Genomic DNA, 15,781 nt, shown 5'->3' with positions numbered 1-15,781 from the left:
CCGGCTGGTCAGGGCTGAGTGCTGACCAGGGCTGAGTGCCGGTCAGGGCTGGATGCCGATCAGGGCTGAGTGCTGATCGCCGTCTCCGAGGCGAACACCACGACGTTGTCGAGGTAGTGCCCCCAGTCGTCGTCGAACACGCCGCCGCACGTGATCAGTCGCAGCTGCGCGGTCGGGACGGCCCCGTAGACCTCTGCCGTGGGGAAGTCGGCCTTGGCGACCTGGATCACCCGGTCGACGGTGAAGGTCGCCACGCGCCCATCGGACAGAGTGACTCCCACGGGATCCCCCGCGGCCAGCGACGACAACCGGGAGAAGACGGCGGGGCCGACCGACGAATCGATGTGACCGGCGATCACGGCGGGGCCGACAGCGCCGGGCACCACTCCCCCGCTGTACCAGCCCGCTGAGGCGAAGTCCACGGGCGGCAGAAGGGAGCCGCCGCCATCCTTCTCGAGCGATTCCAGGGCCGAATCGACGCCGATCGAGGCGATCTGCACACGGACGGGCCGCGCAGATCCGTCGACCACAGCGGGCCCGGGTGCAGCGCCGAGGTCGGGGTTCTGCACGCTGCCGGTGCCGCCGCGGTCTGCCGTTCCGCCCGGCGACGCGATCCCCGGTGCGGCGGTCCCCGGTTCGGCGGTGCCGGATGCCCCGACCGGCAGCGCCCCGGGCGATACAGCGGTCGAGCATCCGGTGACGCCCCACAGACCGCCGACGAGCATCAGCGACGCGACGCCGCGAACCGCCGCCGAACCGATCGTGAAGCGCATTCGAATCAGCGCCTTTCCGACTCGCTGCTGCTCTCGGACAACCGAGTGCGACGACGGCGGACGAGGATCACGACCGTGGCAACCAGCACGCAGACAACACCCGTTCCGACGTCGATGATGCGCCGATTGCTGTCACCGGCGGGACTCGTGTGCACGAGGGCAGTGCCGCCTGCACCCGTCTGCACGCCGCCCACCGGGAGGTCTCCGGCGCTGGAGGAGTCCAGCACCGGCTTCAGCGCCAGCCCCCCCGAGGCAGTGTCGAGCACGAAGAGCGTGGAGATGGATCCCTGCGCCAGATCGACATCGGCCGTCGACTGAACCGCGCCAGCGGTGAGATCGAGCTTCCAAGGCCCGCCCGGAACACTCGCGTAGTCGGTGGCGACACCCTGGGCGACGTCGGTCGCGATCGAGCGTCCGGTCGACGTGGCGACACTCACAGTCGGCACGATCGTCGAGGCCTGAACCACCCGGACCCGCGCCTGCCCCGCCGGCGGGGTGGTCAGATCGTCACGGTAGACGGCGGCCCTGAGATCTGCATTCTTCCCGAAGGCCGCGACAGTCAGCGGCTGGCCGGCGACCACGGTCACGGAGGTCTGGATGATCGGCTGGGTGAAGTCGCCTCCGCTCGGAACCATCGCGACGACGTAGGTGCCGGGAGTAAGCGCCATGTAGGCCGACACCCCTCCGTAGCCGATGTCGGAGAGCGACTGCGTGAGCGTTCCACCGGCGAGGGCGGAGAGCCGGATGTCGACCGCAGACGTGTCGGGTGAGAGATGCGCGAGCCGCAGCCAACCGGTCGTCACCGCGGCGGGGGAAGCCCCGGCGGCCGGAGCCAGAGCGGCGGAGGAGGTCGTCGCGGCCGAAGCTCCGACGCTGCCGAACCCGAGAAGGGAGGCGGCCAGAGCGATGGTGGCCGCCGCCACAGCCGCGGGGAGCCTCCCTGCGATCGAGGAGCCGGTGCGGGAGTGCGATGCCATGGGATGGTCCTTCCGAGGTGGGAGTGCTGTGGGCCGCCACGCGGTGGAGGCGGGCGGGGGGGGGTGCGCGAAGAGCGTGGAGAGCGGCCTTCCGGGAGCGGAGGCCTTCGATCAGGGTCCCTGGCCGGCGGGCAACAGGTCGACCGGTTCGCCGAATGGGAAGGTCACGAGCACTCCGTCGCCCGCGCTCGCCACCTCCGCCCCGCCGAGAGGCGGCGCGAGGTTCTCGAAATATGCCGAGACGTCGTTCCGTACTGCGGTGCTGCCCGTCGACGACCGGCCGCCGAGCGAGGAAATGGTGATCTGCCGACGCGGGGCGCCGACCTCGCCGGCGACCGCCGGGAAATCGGCGACCGCGACAGGTGTGGAAGCAAGAAGCTGTGCGAGCGCGAGCACGGAACGCACATCGACATCGCCGGCGACCAGCTCAGCAGTGGCCTCGGCGGAGAGCTGCAACTGCGGGTTCGTGCTCAACTGCAGGCCGAGGGATGCCCGGGCCAGGGCCTCCGCCCCGGCGAGGGCCTGGCCGCCTCCCGCTTCTGCCGCGGGGGCCGTCGGATCGCCCGTCCCCGGAGCGGGGGCACCGGCCGATGCCGGCGGCGTCGGAGCGGCCGCGGCATCCCCGGCGACCTCGGACTGCGCGGGCGCCGGAACAGCCCCGGGTTGCCCGGGCTGCCCGCCCGGCGAACCCTCCAGCAGCGTGCGATACCCCGGCGCGAGCGCGGGAGCGGCGAAAATGAACACACCCACCACGGCGACCAGGAAGATTCCGGCCACGATCTCCAGCCAGACGGCCGTGAAACCGGCCTCCCACGCGGCCTGCGTCGCGGCCTGCACGGTGGCGGCGACGAGGAGCGCCGCGAGCGGCAGCCACAGGGCGGCAGCCGGCACAGGCGTGTCCGCTCCGGGGCGGAGGGCAAGAAGGACCAGCCCGAGCGAGACCACACCGAACGGTCTCAGGCGGGCCACCGCGAGAGCCACAACCGAACAGCCTGCGCCGAGAATCAGAATCGCGGGATCGAGGTCCCACCACCTCCCGATCACCGACGACGTTGCGGGCGCACCCGACGCGGCCAGCTCGAGGAGCAGCACGACAGCCAGCAGGGCGGCGACGACGGCACCCACGATCATCCGGAGCCTCGTGGTTCTGCGCGGATCGACGACGACGATGACGCCCGCCAGGAGTACGGGCGCAGCAGCGTTCTCGAGCGACGGCGTCGTGTGCGCGGTGAGTGCCAGCGGTGACAGGAGGAAGACGAAGACCGCAAGGGCGGCAGCCGGCTGAGTGAGATTCAGGCGGCGCGCGAGCATCCAGAGAAGCAGGGCGGCCACTGTTGCCAAGCCGGCCGCCGCGACCGCCGCGGGAAGGTCATCCGGAGCGGCTCGGGCTTTCAGCACCGCGGCATGCACAGCGGTTCCGAGGGCGATCGGCGGAACGAACCAGCCGAGCGACACCGCATGCCCGCCGAACCAGAGTCGCGCACGGCGGGTACCGGATACTGCAGGCTCGGCGGAGGCGAGGTCGCGCTCAGCTCCGCTGGCAGTCGACCTCTCGGTCACGCGTTGAACATCGAGGGACGAGTCCACGAGAAACTCACCGTCTGCGGCCGGTTTCGGATCGGCCACGAACCCGCGCAGGAAACGCGAGAGGAATGCTAGGAGGTCTCATTCTGCGACATGACGGCGAAAAAAGCTCGCAAACGCCTGCACCCCTTCGGGGGAGTTGTGCCGGGTGGTCCTATGCCTGAAGATGTTCGCGGAAGAAGCCGCTGAGCAGTTCGCCGCTCTCCTCGGCGCGAACCCCGGCGAACACTTCGACACGATGATTCAGCCGACGATCGCGCAGCACGTCGTAGACAGATCCGGCAGCCCCGGCCTTGTCGTCCCAGGCGCCGAAGACCACGCGCGCGACGCGGGCGGCCAGGATGGCTCCGGCGCACATCACGCAGGGCTCGAGTGTCACGACGAGCGTGCTGCCTGCCAGCTGCCAGTCCCCGAGAAGTGCGGCCGCCCGCCTCAGCGCGACGATCTCGGCATGGGCTGTCGGATCGTTCAGCAGCTCCCGCTCGTTGTGCCCGCGGGCCAGCAGCTCACCGTTCGCGCCGACGACGACCGCGCCGACCGGCACATCAGCCGTGCGCAACGCCTGCCGGGCCTCCGCGAGGGCTTCGAGCATCCACCCGTCGTGTTCGGGCGAGGCAGGCGGAAGCGGCATGGGCACGTGCGCTCCTCCAGCCGTTCCGGGACGGTGCCGCGGCAGCGGCACACCTGTAGATTGAGCCTATGCGAGTACACGTTGCCGACCACCCGCTCATCACGCACAAACTGACAGTGCTGCGCGACAAGACCACGCCGTCGGCGACGTTCCGGGCACTCACCGAGGAGCTCGTCACGCTGCTGGCCTATGAGGCGACGCGGAACGTGCGCATCAACGAGGTCACCATCGAGACACCCGTGACGACCACCACCGGTGTGGCCCTCAGCGAGCCGCGGCCCCTGGTCGTGCCGATCCTCCGCGCCGGGCTCGGCATGCTCGAAGGCATGGTGAAACTCGTGCCCACGGCCGAGGTCGGTTTTCTCGGCATGGTTCGGAACGAAGAGACCCTGCAGCCCACGACATATGCCGAGCGGCTGCCCGACGACCTCAGCGACCGGCAGTGCTTCGTGCTCGACCCGATGCTCGCCACGGGCGGGTCGCTGAGCGCGGCCATCGACTTCCTCTTCGACCGGGGCGCCGTCGACGTCACGGCGATCTGCCTGCTCGCCGCTCCCGAGGGCGTGGAGATGCTCGAGAAGCGCACAGAGGGCCGCGATGTCACGCTGGTGCTCGGCGCACTGGATGAGCGACTGAACGAGAACGGCTACATCGTGCCCGGGCTGGGCGACGCGGGAGACCGGCTCTACGGCCTGGTGTAGCACGCAGTGTTCGCCACTGCCCTGAGGCGAACTGCCGCAGCATCCAGCGATTCGGCCCGGATACGCGCAAAAGAATTGACATGGGCGCCGATAATCGGCTTTACTCATGAGTATGTATGACAATGCGACCGCCCCAACCTCCTTCGAGGCTCTGAGGAACGCCGGCATGATGATGCCCGGCGGCGCGGCCATGCGTTGTCGAATGTGTCGCTGACGAGAACACCCCTCGCCGAGCCCTGACGCTCACCGCACCCGCACTCTGTGGGCGTGGCCGTCGTACGGCTCCCGGATGCCGCGCCGCCGTCATCCGTTCTCCGGCTCCTGCCGACTCGACTCACAGCACCGCTCGCCAGGCCCCTCGTGGCCGCCGGTGCACAGCATCATCACCCGAAGGAACATCCCCGTGTCCATTGCACACCTGACCAGCCCCCGCACCACCTCCTACGTCGCCCCGGCCGAGACCCCGGCCATCCACTCGGCGCCACTGTCGACCGCTGCCCCGGCCCCCCACATCCGTGCGGTGCCCGCCGGCACCGAGGCCCGCGGCTTCGTCGTGTATGTAGGGCTCGACGAGGAGAAGGCCGAAGCCGACGGAACCTCGCTCGGCTCGATCGTCTCGCAGATCAGGGCGCTCGTCGCCCAGCTCGCCCCGAGCTCCGAGACCTACGCCGCCGTCGCCCTGGCGCCGCGCGGATCCGGAGGTCGTGACGTCGAGGTCGTGCGCCTCGCGCTGCAGGATCCGTCCGCACTCGCCAAGCACCGCCAGAACACCGAGCCCGGAGCCGATCCGTCCGATCGTGCCCGTGACGGAGTGGTCGTCGACCTCTCCCGCAAGCGCGTGCTACTCGACAATGAAGCCGCGAACCTGACCTACAAGGAGTTCGAGCTGCTGCAGTACCTGGTGCTCCGCGAGGGTCGCACCATCGAGCGCGCCGAACTCATCTCGTCTCTCTGGGGCGCAGGCCACGAAGATCTCGACGACATCCCCAATGAGCGCACCATCGACGTGCACGTGCGCCGCCTCCGCGCGAAGCTCGGCGACTACGAGGACATCGTGCGCACCGTGCGCGGCGTCGGCTACCGTTTCGACCGTCACGCTGACGTCTCGGTGCGCCAGAGTTCGACCCCGTCCCCCGACCTGATCTAGCCCTTCTCCCTCTGTTCGTTCGATAGTGGGATGGGGCGAAACTGTCAATCGGATTCGTGATCTGACCGCACGCGGCGTGCCCGCCATAGGCTGGGCAGACCGGCCCCAACCGGGCCGTTGATCAAGGAGGATCACGTGGCAGAGAACAGAGCAGTCGCCTACAAGGCACCCGGAGTCGTCGAAGTCATCGACATCGACTACCCCACGTTCGAGCTGAAGGACGGGCCGGGCGTGAACCCGGCGAACATCGGCCGGAAGGTTCCGCACGGTGCGATCATCCGCACCGTCGCGACCAACATCTGCGGATCCGACCAGCACATGGTGCGCGGCAGGACGACCGCACCCGTCAACCTCGTGCTCGGCCACGAGATCACGGGCGAGGTGGTGGAGGTCGGCCCCGGCGTCGAGTTCATCAAGGTCGGCGACATCGTCTCGGTGCCGTTCAACATCGCCTGCGGGCGCTGTCGCAACTGCAAGGAGCGGAAGACCGGCATCTGCCTGAACGTCAACCCCGACCGCCCGGGCAGCGCCTACGGGTATGTCGACATGGGCGGCTGGGTCGGCGGCCAGGCCGAATTCGTGCTGGTGCCGTACGCCGACTGGAACCTGCTGAAGTTCCCGGATCGCGACCAGGCCCTCGAGAAGATCCTCGACCTGACGATGCTCTCCGACATCTTCCCGACGGGCTTCCACGGCGCGGTGACCGCGGGCGTGGGCGTCGGCTCGACGGTGTACGTCGCAGGCGCGGGGCCCGTCGGACTGGCGGCCGCGACATCCGCTCTGCTTCTCGGTGCGGCCGCGGTGATCGTCGGCGACATGAACGCCGGACGCCTGGAGCAGGCCAGGAGCTTCGGATGCGAGACGATCGACCTCAGCCAGGGCGACATCGTCGACCAGATCGAGCAGATCCTCGGCATCCCGGAGGTCGACTGCGGCATCGACGCCGTCGGCTTCGAGGCGCGAGGCCAGGGCCACGGTGCCGATGCGGCGGAGGCACCCGCAACGGTGCTCAACTCGCTCATGGACATCACGGCAGCGGGCGGCGCCCTGGGCATCCCCGGACTGTATGTGACCGGAGACCCGGGCGGAATCGACGAGGCCGCCAAGAAGGGCTCCCTCAGCCTGAGCCTCGGCACCGGCTGGGCCAAGTCGCTCTCGTTCACGACGGGCCAGTGCCCGGTGATGAAGTACAACCACGGCCTGATGCAGGCGATCCTGCACGACCGGGTGCACATCGCGAAGAACGTGAACGCGCAGGCGATCACCCTTGAGGATGCTCCCCGGGGCTACGCCGAATTCGACGCCGGTGCCGCCACGAAGTACGTTCTGAACCCGAACGGGTACCTCGACGCGGCGTAGCTGCTGAATGAGCGTGATTCTGTGGATTAGATGAAGGGCACAATTCGCAGGCAGCAACTGAGTGCACAACTCGAAGATTGTCCTCGGGTTGTGCACTCTCGCTGCCCGGGATCACCCGCCACCCCCACGAAACCCGAACTTCAAAGTGGTGTGATCCTGTAGAGATTGCTGACTGTCACCGGCCGATTTAGAGCAACAACGCCGTCAACGACATGTACCTTTTGAAATCCCGAAGCGGACACTGCAATATCAACGGGAGTGCCGCCAGGTAGGTCATTTTCTTGACTCAGCACCAGCACGACCGTCACCGTCTGTCCGGCGTTCAGCCCGTTGTAGGAGCAAATGAGCCCCTCCAAGGGCACACAATTCATACCCGCGGGAAGAGTTGGAATCGTGTCGATCGAATATCCCGCCAGTCCGAGATCAATCTCCGCATAGTTGTTTGAGGTACCCGCGTTCGTGACGTCGACTCGAAGGAGGAACTTCTTAGCGGGCAGGGAAGATGTTGCGCCATGCGCCACTATCGAGCCTCGAACACCCGCAGGGACAGGATCGGTTGAGCCAGGCATAGCGAGGAAGAGACTCCCGCCGAGATTCTCATACGTCGGGCCGCCCGAAGATTGGGCACAATCGAAGTAGACAAACTCGTGGCTACCCCAGGATCGATTGAGGAGATCTACCGTCATGACGAAGCTGCTGTCGTCGCGAAAAGTGATGGAGATTCGACCAGCGAACTTTCCGTTCTTCTGGAACACAGTCTGATTAATGTGCTGCCTACCCACCATGAAGTCATTTGTCTTACTTGGCAGAGTCTGCAGGTAATCGAAGAGACCTGCGGGCAGGTTGGCGTTGCTCCATCCATACCTGCACGCTCCGGGCGCCGACCCCCACGCGCCGCCACCCTCTCCTTCAATTCCCCCATCGCCCTCAACGGTGGGGCATGAGATTCCGACCTTGGCAGCGGCCGCTCCCAGGCTGGGTCCGAGCACGCAGCCGAGTGCGGATGAACTCGAGGCTGGAATGACGATGAATATTGCTGCCGCGACGACCGTGCAGGCGCTGAGAGCGAGGGACCTGAGGAACCTCTTGATCAAAATGAGCATACGTCATGTTATCGGAAGGGGCCGAAACGTCCTCTGGGCAAACTCTTGGAAAAATAACGATTGGGTAACTAGCGCTCCGTTACGCAACCGTTATATAGTTCAAGAGCGTTAGTTGTTTGCTGTGGCAGCGAAGCGCGGAATGTGATTGCAGGACACTCTTGGTGCAAGGGAAAGAGCCGGTCGTTAGCCTCTACGACCGGCTCTTGTCCGTTTAACGGCCCACGCGCGCAACCCACCCGGCCCGACACCACCGACGAACTACCCTGTAGTCATGACTGACAGAACCCTTGTGACAAAGGTGTCGCCGATCGCCTCGTGGGAGTCCCTCTTCCGCGCCCAGGTGCAGGTGATGCGCACTCTCGCAGAAGATTTTCCCTTCAAAGGGGTCTCCTTCACCGAGTACGACGTGCTGTACACGCTGTCGTTCCAGCCGAAACGGCGGATGCGCATCCGCGACCTGAACTCCCGCACGCTCCTCACCCAGCCGAGCGTCTCGCGGCTGGTCGACCGGCTCGCCCTGCGGGGTCTTGTCGCCAAATCCGTCGACCCCACCGACGGGCGCGGCACGATCGTCGCGCTGACCGAGAAGGGCTTCGACGTCTACCGTGATGCCGCACGCACCCACGGCCGCTCCATCACCGGCCAGATGACCAAGGCGCTCACCGACGACGAACTCGCCCAGCTGGCGGCGCTCTGCGACAAGCTCCGCATCGGCGCGAGCGGTGTCGACGACGACTGCATCGTCGAAACCCCGGGCGCCTGATGGCCTCCCCCAGCATCGTCTGGTTCCGCGACGACCTGCGGGTGGGCGATCATCCGGCCCTGCACGCCGCCGCCGAACGCGGCGAACCGATTGTCTGCGTCTACGTCTTCGACGAAGAGACCGACTACTCGAACGCGGATGTCTTCAGCGACGACTCCCCCGGCATCAGGCCGAACGGCGGGGCCGCGAAGTGGTGGCTGCACCATTCGCTCACCGCTCTCGCCGATCAACTGGATGCCCGGGGCCTCAGCCTCACCCTCCGCTCCGGCCCCGCTGCCGATGTCATCGCCGGACTGCAGCGGGAGACGAAGGCCGGCGCGGTGTACTGGAACCGCCGTTACGGTCTCGCGGAGCGGGAACTCGACGCGTCGATCAAGACCAGTCTGAAGGAGGCGGGCGTCGAGGCACGGAGCTTCCAGGCCAACCTGCTCTTCGAACCGTGGACGCTCCGCACGGGGCAGGGCCAGCCGTACAAGGTGTTCACCCCGTTCTGGCGGGCATGCCTCGGCGCGCCCACCCCGCGGCATCCACTGCCTGCACCCTCGGCCGGCCACGTCACCGGTGCGACCGGCGCGAACGGAGCGAAGGCTGTGTCGAGTGAGGAGCTCGGCGACTGGGGCTTCCTGCCGACCAGGCCCGACTGGGCCGCCGGACTCCGCGACACGTGGACGCCCGGCGAGAAGGCAGCCCATGCCGAACTCCGCGCCTTCGAGAAGGAGGGGCTCGGCGACTACCAGCGCGAGCGCGACTTCCCCTCGAAGGATTCGACCTCCAGAATGTCGCCACGGCTCCGGCACGGGGAGATGAGCCCGTTCCAGGTCTGGCACGGGATGCGGGATGCGTCGTCGGCCGACGGTGCGGCATCCTTCCTCCGGGAGATCGGCTGGCGCGAGTTCGCCTACCACCTGCTCTACCACTGGCCGAAGCTCGGCACAGAGAACATGCGCCCGGCGTTCAACGCGTTCCCGTGGAACGACCCCGATCCCGAGGTGCTCGGACGCTGGCAGCAGGGCCAGACGGGCATTCCGATCGTCGATGCCGGCATGCGGGAGCTCTGGCAGACCGGGGTGATGCACAACCGCATCCGGATGGTCACCGCCTCGTTCCTCGTCAAGAATCTGCTGCTCGACTGGCGGCTCGGCGAGGCCTGGTTCTGGGACACCCTGGTCGATGCCGACCCGGCCAGCAACACGATGAACTGGCAGTGGGTCGCGGGTTCGGGAGCGGATGCCGCACCCTACTTCCGCGTGTTCAATCCGGAGCTGCAGGCGAAGAAGTTCGACGGCGGCGGAGAGTACATCAACCAGTACGTGCCCGAGGCGGGAACGCCCGGGTATCCGGAGCCGATCGTCGACCTCGGCGAGTCGCGGAAGCGCGCGCTGGCGGCGTACGAGACGATCCGGGGCAGCTGAGACCCGGGCATCCGGTTGTGAGTCGGCGCCTACCCGCCCGCGACCGGGGCCGGGGCGGGCGGCGGAGTCGGTGGCACCTGGAGCGTGCTGTCGAGGCTTCGCCCGAGCTCCTGGGCCTGTGAATTGAGTGCCTCGAGCTGGTCTCGCAGAGCGTTGTACGCCGTGATGTCGTTCTGGATCCCCGTGTAACGAGTCGCAAGGTCGGCTTGGCGTCCCTCCAGCGCCGCGCGCTGCCGGTCGAATTCGGCACGGCTCACGATGTCGCCGGCCGAGGCCCTGCTGTTGAAGTCGGCAACATCCTGGCTGAGAGTGTCGCTGTCGGCGGAGTACTGCGCACTCTCGCGGTCGATGGCGTCACCGGCAGCGCTGACCTGGGCGGCGAGCGCGCTCTCCTGGTCGTGGATCTGGTTGAATACCGCCTCGAACGAAGCGTTCAGCGCGACGACCTTGCTGCGATCGGTGAAGTATTTCGCGTAGTGGGCTTCGAGAGCAGGGCTGAGACCGGCAACCTCCGTACCGAAGATGGAGTGCAGCTCGTTGTCGCGCTGGCCCGGCTCCGTTGTGGCGTAGCTCAGCATGCGGGCGGCGAGGTCCGGGTCGTCTTTGTGCGCCTCGTACTGCTGCTCGAGCAGCACGTCGAGATCACTGCGGTCGGAGTCGCTCAGCCGCGCGTAGACCGCGTGCAGCATCTCGTGCGCGGCGGTCACGCCCCGGATGCCGCTCAGCCGGGCATCCGCCACATCGAAGACATGGATGCTCGAACCGGTGTAGCACCCGAGCAGCACGAAATCGTCGCTCGACGAACCGCAGACACTCTGGAAGTCGGCAGCGTTCTCGACCGTCGGCGCGCTGGCGTAGAAATAGAACCGGCCCTCGTCGCTCATGCCGGATTCGGCAGCCATCTCACTGATCGCCGGGCTCGGGCGGTACTGCCAGACCTCGACCTGGTCTTCGACGCGCTGGTACACGAAACTCCATGCCACGGCCCCCACCGGCACCCCGATGATCACCGCTATCACGACGATCAGGGCGATGCGGCGGATCAGCACCGCCGCCCGGCTGCGCGGCACCGGCGGCTCAGGCGGCTCGAATCCGTCGCCCGGTGCGTCGAAGTCGAAGAGCGTCATGCGAGCTTCCTCCCCCGGATAGAACAGCGCGGGCTTCCCGTTCGCTAGATTGAGTTTAAGATCATCGGGCGAAAGGAAGAGATCATGGGCATTTTCTCTCCAGGCTTTGTCGGCAGGCGGCGTGATGCGAACCCGCTCCTGCCCCCGGGGCAGTACGAGGTGACGAACTTCCCGGTTCTCTCCGCGGGCCCCACGCCGACGATCGCGAAGGACGACTGGGCGTTCTCGGTGCGCGACGCGGGCGGAACGCTCAAGGCGTGGAACTGGGAGACGCTGATGGGCAACCCCGTCGACGACTTCACGGTGGATCTGCACTGCGTGACGCGCTGGTCGCAGTTCGGCATGGGCTGGCGGGGTGTCTCGCTCGATCACCTGCTGGAGGGCGTCGACACCACCCCCGAGTTCGCGATGGCCTCCTGCTACGGCGGGTACACGACGAACGTGCGCACGTCAGACCTGCTCGGCGGCAAGGCGTGGATCGCGTTCCAGTTCGACGGTTCCGACCTCGCACCCGAGCACGGCGGGCCGGCGCGACTGCTGATCCCGCACCTCTACCTCTGGAAGAGCGCGAAGTGGGTCAACAGCATCACCCTGATGAGCCACCACGAGCTGGGGTTCTGGGAGCAGTACGGCTACCACGACATCGGTGACCCGTGGAAAGAGGAACGCTATTCCTGAGTGGCAGGCCGCCCGGCTGGTGGCGGCGCACGATGAGACGGCGACGGCGCGCACCCTGGTGTTCGACGTTCCCGGCTGGCCGGGGCACCTCGCCGGGCAGCACGTCGACATCCGGGTGACGGCGCCCGATGGGTACAGCGCGTCGCGGGAGTACTCGATCGCTTCGGGCGAGGTGGATGCTGCGCCCTCCGGTCTCGCTGAGTCGGGGGTGAATGTGGAGTTCTCGGTGGAGGAGCTCGACGACGGTGAGGTCTCGCCCTACCTGGTGCGCGGGCTCGAGATCGGAGACCACCTCGAGATCCGGGGGCCGGTCGGCGGGTATTTCGTCTGGAAGGTCTCGCAGACCGAACCCGTGCAACTGATCGCCGGCGGGTCGGGGATCGTGCCGCTGATGTCGATGCTCCGCACGCATGCAGCGGCCGGGCATCCCGCGCCGATGCGGCTGCTGTACTCGGTGCGCGGGCCGCAGTTCGCGTTCTACACCGAGGAGCTCCGGCGGCTCGTCGATTCGTCGAGCGGATCGCTGACGGTCGACTACGCGTTCACCCGGGAGGCGCCGACGGGTGCGGACCGTTCGATCGGCCGCGTGATGCGCGACGAACTGGCGATGCTCACCCTGCCGGTCGCTTCGTCGCCCACGACGTATCTCTGCGGGCCGAACAGCTTCGTCGAGGGTATCTCCGGGTGGCTGGTCGAGTTCGGGCATCCGGCTGCGCGCATCCTGACCGAGCGGTTCGGCGGGGCGTAGCGGCCCGGGCGCGGCAGCGTGTGGGCGCGGCAGCGTGTGGGCGCGGCAGCGTGTGGGCGCGGCAGCGTGTGGGCGCGGCAGCGTGTGGGCGCGGCAGCGTGTGGGCGCGGCAGCGTGTGGGCGCGGCAGCGTGTGGGCGCGGCACACGGCGGCGGAAGGGCCGGGCGGCTTCAACCCGCGAGGTGCAGCCCGAAGAAGGCGTCGATGCGGGCCCAGGCATCTGCCGCGGCCTCGGGTTCGGGGCCGGCACCCATGATCGCCTTCATCAGCGGACGGAGCGCCGCAGGGCCTGTGGGGGCATCGTTCAGGAACGAGTGGCCCGCAGCCGGGTACTCCGTGACATCGTGCGGGATGCCACGGGCCTCCAGAGCCGCGTCGAGTTTCGCGGCGGCTCCGCGGAGGGTGTTGTCCCGTCCGCCGTAACTGCCGACGATCGGACACGCACCGATGAGGGCGTCGTCGAGATCGCGCGGAAGCCGGCCGTAGTTCACCGAGGCCACATCGAACCCGCGGTCGGCTGCCGCCACGAGAGCGAATCCGCCGCCCATACAGAAGCCGAGCACGCCGACTCGCCCCGTGCAGTCCTCGCGCCCGACGAGGTACGAGCGGGCCGCCTCGACGTCGATCCACACCCGGCCGTGCCCACTCGTGATCGCTCGGAACGTTGCGCGGAGGCACTTGCGCGGGCCGCCGTCGACGAAGAGGTCGGGCATCAGGACGAGGAAGCCGGCCGCGGCCATCCGTTCGACCTGCCGCTTCATCACCTCAGTGAGCCCGAACGCTTCATGCACCATGACGACGGCGGGCCAGGGGCCCTCACCCGCCGGCACGGCGAGCACTCCGTGAAGGCCCGGGCTCATGCCGACCAGAGCCTGCCCGGTGAGGTCGACGTCGCTGACGGTGGGTGCGCCCAGTTCGCTCATGCGCTGAGCCTACCGACCGCCGCGCGTTGCGTGGCGTCGGAGAAGAGGACCACGCCGGAGGTGGACCTCGACTCGACGCAACGGCCGCCGGGACCTCTTTCACGACGGCTGGATGCGGCGGGGAGGTGCGGCGTCACAGCGCGCGCAGCTTTTCGAGCAGCGGCTCGGCAACGGTGTCGAGGAACTCCTGCTGGCGCTGGTCGCCCACCTGCACGAGTGCGATGTCGATGTAGCCCGCCTCGAGGAACGGCCTGACGCTCTCGGCGAGCTCATCGAGGTCGGGGCCGCAGGCGATGCTGTCGGCCACATCCTCCTCGCGTACGAACTGGCTCGCACCCGCGAAACCCGCCGTCGTCGGCAGATCGGCGTTCACCGACCAGCCGCCAGCGAACCAGCGGAACTGGTCGTGCGCGAGCGAGATCGCCTCGGCTTTGTCGGGGCCCCAGCAGATCGGGACCTGGCCGATGGAACGTGAGGCCGGCTGGTCGCTGCTGCGCGCCGCACTCCAGCCCGAGATCAGGTCGGCCTCGGGCTCCGTCGAGATCAGGTGGTCGCCGAGCGGAGCAAAGCGGGCGATCGACTTCTCTCCCGAGACCGCAAGACCGATCGGAACCCCGCCGTCGGGCAGGTCCCAGATGCGTGCCGAGTCGACACGGAAGTACTCCCCCTCCCAGGTCACGAGTTCGCCCTTGTGGAGTTCGCGGATGATCTGCACAGCCTCTTCGAGCATGTCCTGCCGGGCATCCACCATCGGCCAGCCCTCACCGACCACGTGCTCGTTGAGGTTCTCGCCGGCGCCCAACCCGAGGATGAAGCGGCCGTCGGCGAGCAACTGCAGGGTTGCCGCCTTCTGCGCGACGATCGCGGGGTGGTACCGCACGGTCGGGCACGTGACGTAGGTGGCCAGTTCGACCCGGTTCGTCGCCTGCGCGACGGCGCCGAGCACGGTCCAGGCGTAGGAAGCATGCCCCTGCGACACCAGCCACGGCGAGTAGTGATCGCTCGAGACCTCGAAGTCGAAGCCGGCGTTCTCGGCGTCGACGGCGTACTTCACCAGTTCCTTCGGTCCACTCTGCTCGGTCATCAGCGTGTATCCCCAGCGGGTCATGATTCCTCCTGTAGGCAGTGTCTTCACGGTGTGCTCGCGTGGGCGTGCGCGCGCTTTCTCCCACGTTTCGCCTCCCGTCCAAACCTGTCAACCCATTGCTGTCGGCCTCAGAAGAGCACTGACCCGTTGGTCTCGAGGGCGATGGATGATCGGAGCACCGCCCGGCCCACCGCCAGGGTTCCACTGCTGACCGGCTCGCACCGCACACCGCCTCGCCCCCGGAGGGCCTGGTGTGCTCCCAGGGCGAGCATCACGTCCATCCACGCACACGGATTCGCCGGCCGATGCCCGCGGAACTCGACTGCACCCTGGCCGGAGTCCAGACTGAACCGGGCCTTCTTGAGCAGATCGACGTCGACTCCTCGGAGCAGGATGTTGCGTCGTGTGGCATACGGATCGAGCGGTGCCGCAAGCCCGAGCACCCGTTCGACGTGTTCGACCGATTCGACGGCCATCACCGTCACGGAGGCGCTGCGGTGCGCCGCATGCCCGAAGTGCCGGTCGCCGACAATGCCGAGGTGCGCCCGCAGCTGGATGCTCTGCCGCACCTCATCGGGAGCTCCGGTCGGCACGGGCCGCGGCCCGTCGCCCGGCCGCCCCTCGTACCGGTGCAGCGGCGACGCCAGCAGGTGCGCGATCTCGACCTCGTAACGGTAGTCCAGCTCACCGCTGCCACCATTGTCTGCCTGCTGCACCCTCCCAGCGTACGCCGGGGCCGGTGACTCTCCGGCGGGGCGGGCGGGCGGA

The 15,781-nt window shown here is 67.8% G+C and carries 16 protein-coding genes; 7 read left to right on the top strand and 9 right to left on the bottom strand.

From position 1 onward, the window contains the following. Positions 1–59: 59 nt before the first annotated feature. The 4 genes from B7R21_RS01630 to tadA all read right to left on the bottom strand — a co-directional run bounded on the left by B7R21_RS01630 (position 60) and on the right by tadA (position 3,965). Entirely contained in the window at positions 60–773 is a 714-nt protein-coding gene (locus B7R21_RS01630) for a class F sortase (protein WP_216364075.1), read from the bottom strand. A gap of 5 nt (positions 774–778) precedes the next feature. Next, a complete protein-coding gene (locus B7R21_RS01625; protein ID WP_116281500.1) occupies positions 779–1,750 on the bottom strand; it encodes a DUF4397 domain-containing protein in 972 nt (323 codons plus the stop codon). Between the two features lie 111 nt (positions 1,751–1,861). Beyond that, on the bottom strand, positions 1,862–3,310 hold the full coding sequence (locus B7R21_RS01620; protein WP_147305769.1) for a hypothetical protein: 1,449 nt from the start codon (positions 3,308–3,310) through the stop codon (positions 1,862–1,864). 178 nt (positions 3,311–3,488) lie between these two features. After that, on the bottom strand, positions 3,489–3,965 hold the full coding sequence (tadA, locus tag B7R21_RS01615) for a tRNA adenosine(34) deaminase TadA (protein WP_116281498.1): 477 nt from the start codon (positions 3,963–3,965) through the stop codon (positions 3,489–3,491). A 68-nt stretch (positions 3,966–4,033) separates the two neighbouring features. Here tadA and upp point away from each other — a divergent pair, with 68 nt between their 5' ends. The 3 genes from upp to fdhA all read left to right on the top strand — a co-directional run bounded on the left by upp (position 4,034) and on the right by fdhA (position 7,172). Continuing rightward, complete coding sequence (gene upp / locus B7R21_RS01610; RefSeq protein WP_116281497.1) at positions 4,034–4,666, top strand: uracil phosphoribosyltransferase; 633 nt, start codon at positions 4,034–4,036, stop codon at positions 4,664–4,666. Between the two features lie 403 nt (positions 4,667–5,069). Continuing rightward, positions 5,070–5,813: a winged helix-turn-helix domain-containing protein gene (locus B7R21_RS01605; protein WP_116281496.1), complete on the top strand. Its 744-nt coding sequence runs from the start codon at positions 5,070–5,072 to the stop codon at positions 5,811–5,813. 135 nt (positions 5,814–5,948) lie between these two features. After that, positions 5,949–7,172 carry a formaldehyde dehydrogenase, glutathione-independent gene (gene fdhA, locus B7R21_RS01600; protein WP_116281495.1) on the top strand — a complete coding sequence of 408 codons (1,224 nt, stop codon included), beginning with the start codon at positions 5,949–5,951 and terminating at the stop codon, positions 7,170–7,172. A 140-nt stretch (positions 7,173–7,312) separates the two neighbouring features. Here the strand turns inward: fdhA and B7R21_RS19630 are convergent, their stop codons facing one another. Then, positions 7,313–8,275 carry a hypothetical protein gene (locus B7R21_RS19630; protein ID WP_147305768.1) on the bottom strand — a complete coding sequence of 321 codons (963 nt, stop codon included), beginning with the start codon at positions 8,273–8,275 and terminating at the stop codon, positions 7,313–7,315. A gap of 271 nt (positions 8,276–8,546) precedes the next feature. On the opposite strand from B7R21_RS19630, the gene B7R21_RS01595 reads away from it, so the two are divergent. Beyond that, positions 8,547–9,038, top strand: a complete 492-nt coding sequence (locus B7R21_RS01595; RefSeq protein WP_116281494.1) for a MarR family winged helix-turn-helix transcriptional regulator — start codon at positions 8,547–8,549, stop codon at positions 9,036–9,038. Further along, positions 9,038–10,450, top strand: coding sequence for a cryptochrome/photolyase family protein (locus B7R21_RS01590; protein WP_116281493.1), 1,413 nt, complete (start codon positions 9,038–9,040; stop codon positions 10,448–10,450). The genes B7R21_RS01595 and B7R21_RS01590 overlap by 1 nt, the downstream gene beginning before the upstream one ends. A 29-nt stretch (positions 10,451–10,479) precedes the next feature. On the opposite strand, the gene B7R21_RS01585 is transcribed toward B7R21_RS01590, so the two are convergent. Continuing rightward, on the bottom strand, positions 10,480–11,577 hold the full coding sequence (locus B7R21_RS01585) for a hypothetical protein (protein ID WP_116281492.1): 1,098 nt from the start codon (positions 11,575–11,577) through the stop codon (positions 10,480–10,482). Positions 11,578–11,661: 84 nt separating this feature from the next. Here B7R21_RS01585 and B7R21_RS01580 point away from each other — a divergent pair, with 84 nt between their 5' ends. Both B7R21_RS01580 and B7R21_RS01575 read left to right on the top strand, forming a co-directional pair. Next, positions 11,662–12,255: a molybdopterin-dependent oxidoreductase gene (locus tag B7R21_RS01580; RefSeq protein WP_116281491.1), complete on the top strand. Its 594-nt coding sequence runs from the start codon at positions 11,662–11,664 to the stop codon at positions 12,253–12,255. Continuing rightward, positions 12,224–13,003 (top strand): FAD-binding oxidoreductase, encoded by a 780-nt coding sequence (locus B7R21_RS01575; RefSeq protein ID WP_253259578.1) that lies wholly within the window; start codon positions 12,224–12,226, stop codon positions 13,001–13,003. Before B7R21_RS01580 ends, B7R21_RS01575 begins: the two co-directional genes overlap by 32 nt. A gap of 170 nt (positions 13,004–13,173) precedes the next feature. Here the strand turns inward: B7R21_RS01575 and B7R21_RS01570 are convergent, their stop codons facing one another. The 3 genes from B7R21_RS01570 to B7R21_RS01560 form a co-directional block, all read right to left on the bottom strand. Continuing rightward, the gene (locus tag B7R21_RS01570) at positions 13,174–13,926 is read right to left on the bottom strand and encodes a dienelactone hydrolase family protein (RefSeq protein ID WP_116281490.1); all 753 of its coding nucleotides are present in this window, start codon (positions 13,924–13,926) and stop codon (positions 13,174–13,176) included. 133 nt (positions 13,927–14,059) lie between these two features. Continuing rightward, positions 14,060–15,034, bottom strand: a complete 975-nt coding sequence (locus B7R21_RS01565) for a TIGR03557 family F420-dependent LLM class oxidoreductase (protein ID WP_116281489.1) — start codon at positions 15,032–15,034, stop codon at positions 14,060–14,062. A gap of 107 nt (positions 15,035–15,141) precedes the next feature. Continuing rightward, entirely contained in the window at positions 15,142–15,729 is a 588-nt protein-coding gene (locus B7R21_RS01560; RefSeq protein ID WP_253259577.1) for an MOSC domain-containing protein, read from the bottom strand. Positions 15,730–15,781 lie beyond the last annotated feature (52 nt).

The sequence above is a fragment of the Subtercola boreus genome (genome assembly GCF_003399625.1).
GTDB lineage: Bacteria > Actinomycetota > Actinomycetes > Actinomycetales > Microbacteriaceae > Subtercola > Subtercola boreus_C.
Note: the sequence above shows the minus strand (reverse complement) of the source record. Positions and strands in the feature narration are given on the sequence as shown.

Excerpts from the sequence above, each read along its gene's own strand:
- B7R21_RS01590 (WP_116281493.1), top strand. The coding sequence starts at position 9,038 with ATGGCCTCCCCCAGCATCGTCTGGTTCCGCGACGACCTGCGGGTGGGC.
- B7R21_RS01580 (WP_116281491.1), top strand. The coding sequence starts at position 11,662 with ATGGGCATTTTCTCTCCAGGCTTTGTCGGCAGGCGGCGTGATGCGAAC.
- B7R21_RS01570 (WP_116281490.1), bottom strand. The coding sequence starts at position 13,926 with ATGAGCGAACTGGGCGCACCCACCGTCAGCGACGTCGACCTCACCGGG.
- B7R21_RS01585 (WP_116281492.1), bottom strand. The coding sequence starts at position 11,577 with ATGACGCTCTTCGACTTCGACGCACCGGGCGACGGATTCGAGCCGCCT.
- upp (WP_116281497.1), top strand. The coding sequence starts at position 4,034 with ATGCGAGTACACGTTGCCGACCACCCGCTCATCACGCACAAACTGACA.
- B7R21_RS01630 (WP_216364075.1), bottom strand. The coding sequence starts at position 773 with ATGCGCTTCACGATCGGTTCGGCGGCGGTTCGCGGCGTCGCGTCGCTG.
- tadA (WP_116281498.1), bottom strand. The coding sequence starts at position 3,965 with ATGCCGCTTCCGCCTGCCTCGCCCGAACACGACGGGTGGATGCTCGAA.
- B7R21_RS01565 (WP_116281489.1), bottom strand. The coding sequence starts at position 15,034 with ATGACCCGCTGGGGATACACGCTGATGACCGAGCAGAGTGGACCGAAG.
- B7R21_RS01595 (WP_116281494.1), top strand. The coding sequence starts at position 8,547 with ATGACTGACAGAACCCTTGTGACAAAGGTGTCGCCGATCGCCTCGTGG.
- B7R21_RS01625 (WP_116281500.1), bottom strand. The coding sequence starts at position 1,750 with ATGGCATCGCACTCCCGCACCGGCTCCTCGATCGCAGGGAGGCTCCCC.
- B7R21_RS19630 (WP_147305768.1), bottom strand. The coding sequence starts at position 8,275 with ATGCTCATTTTGATCAAGAGGTTCCTCAGGTCCCTCGCTCTCAGCGCC.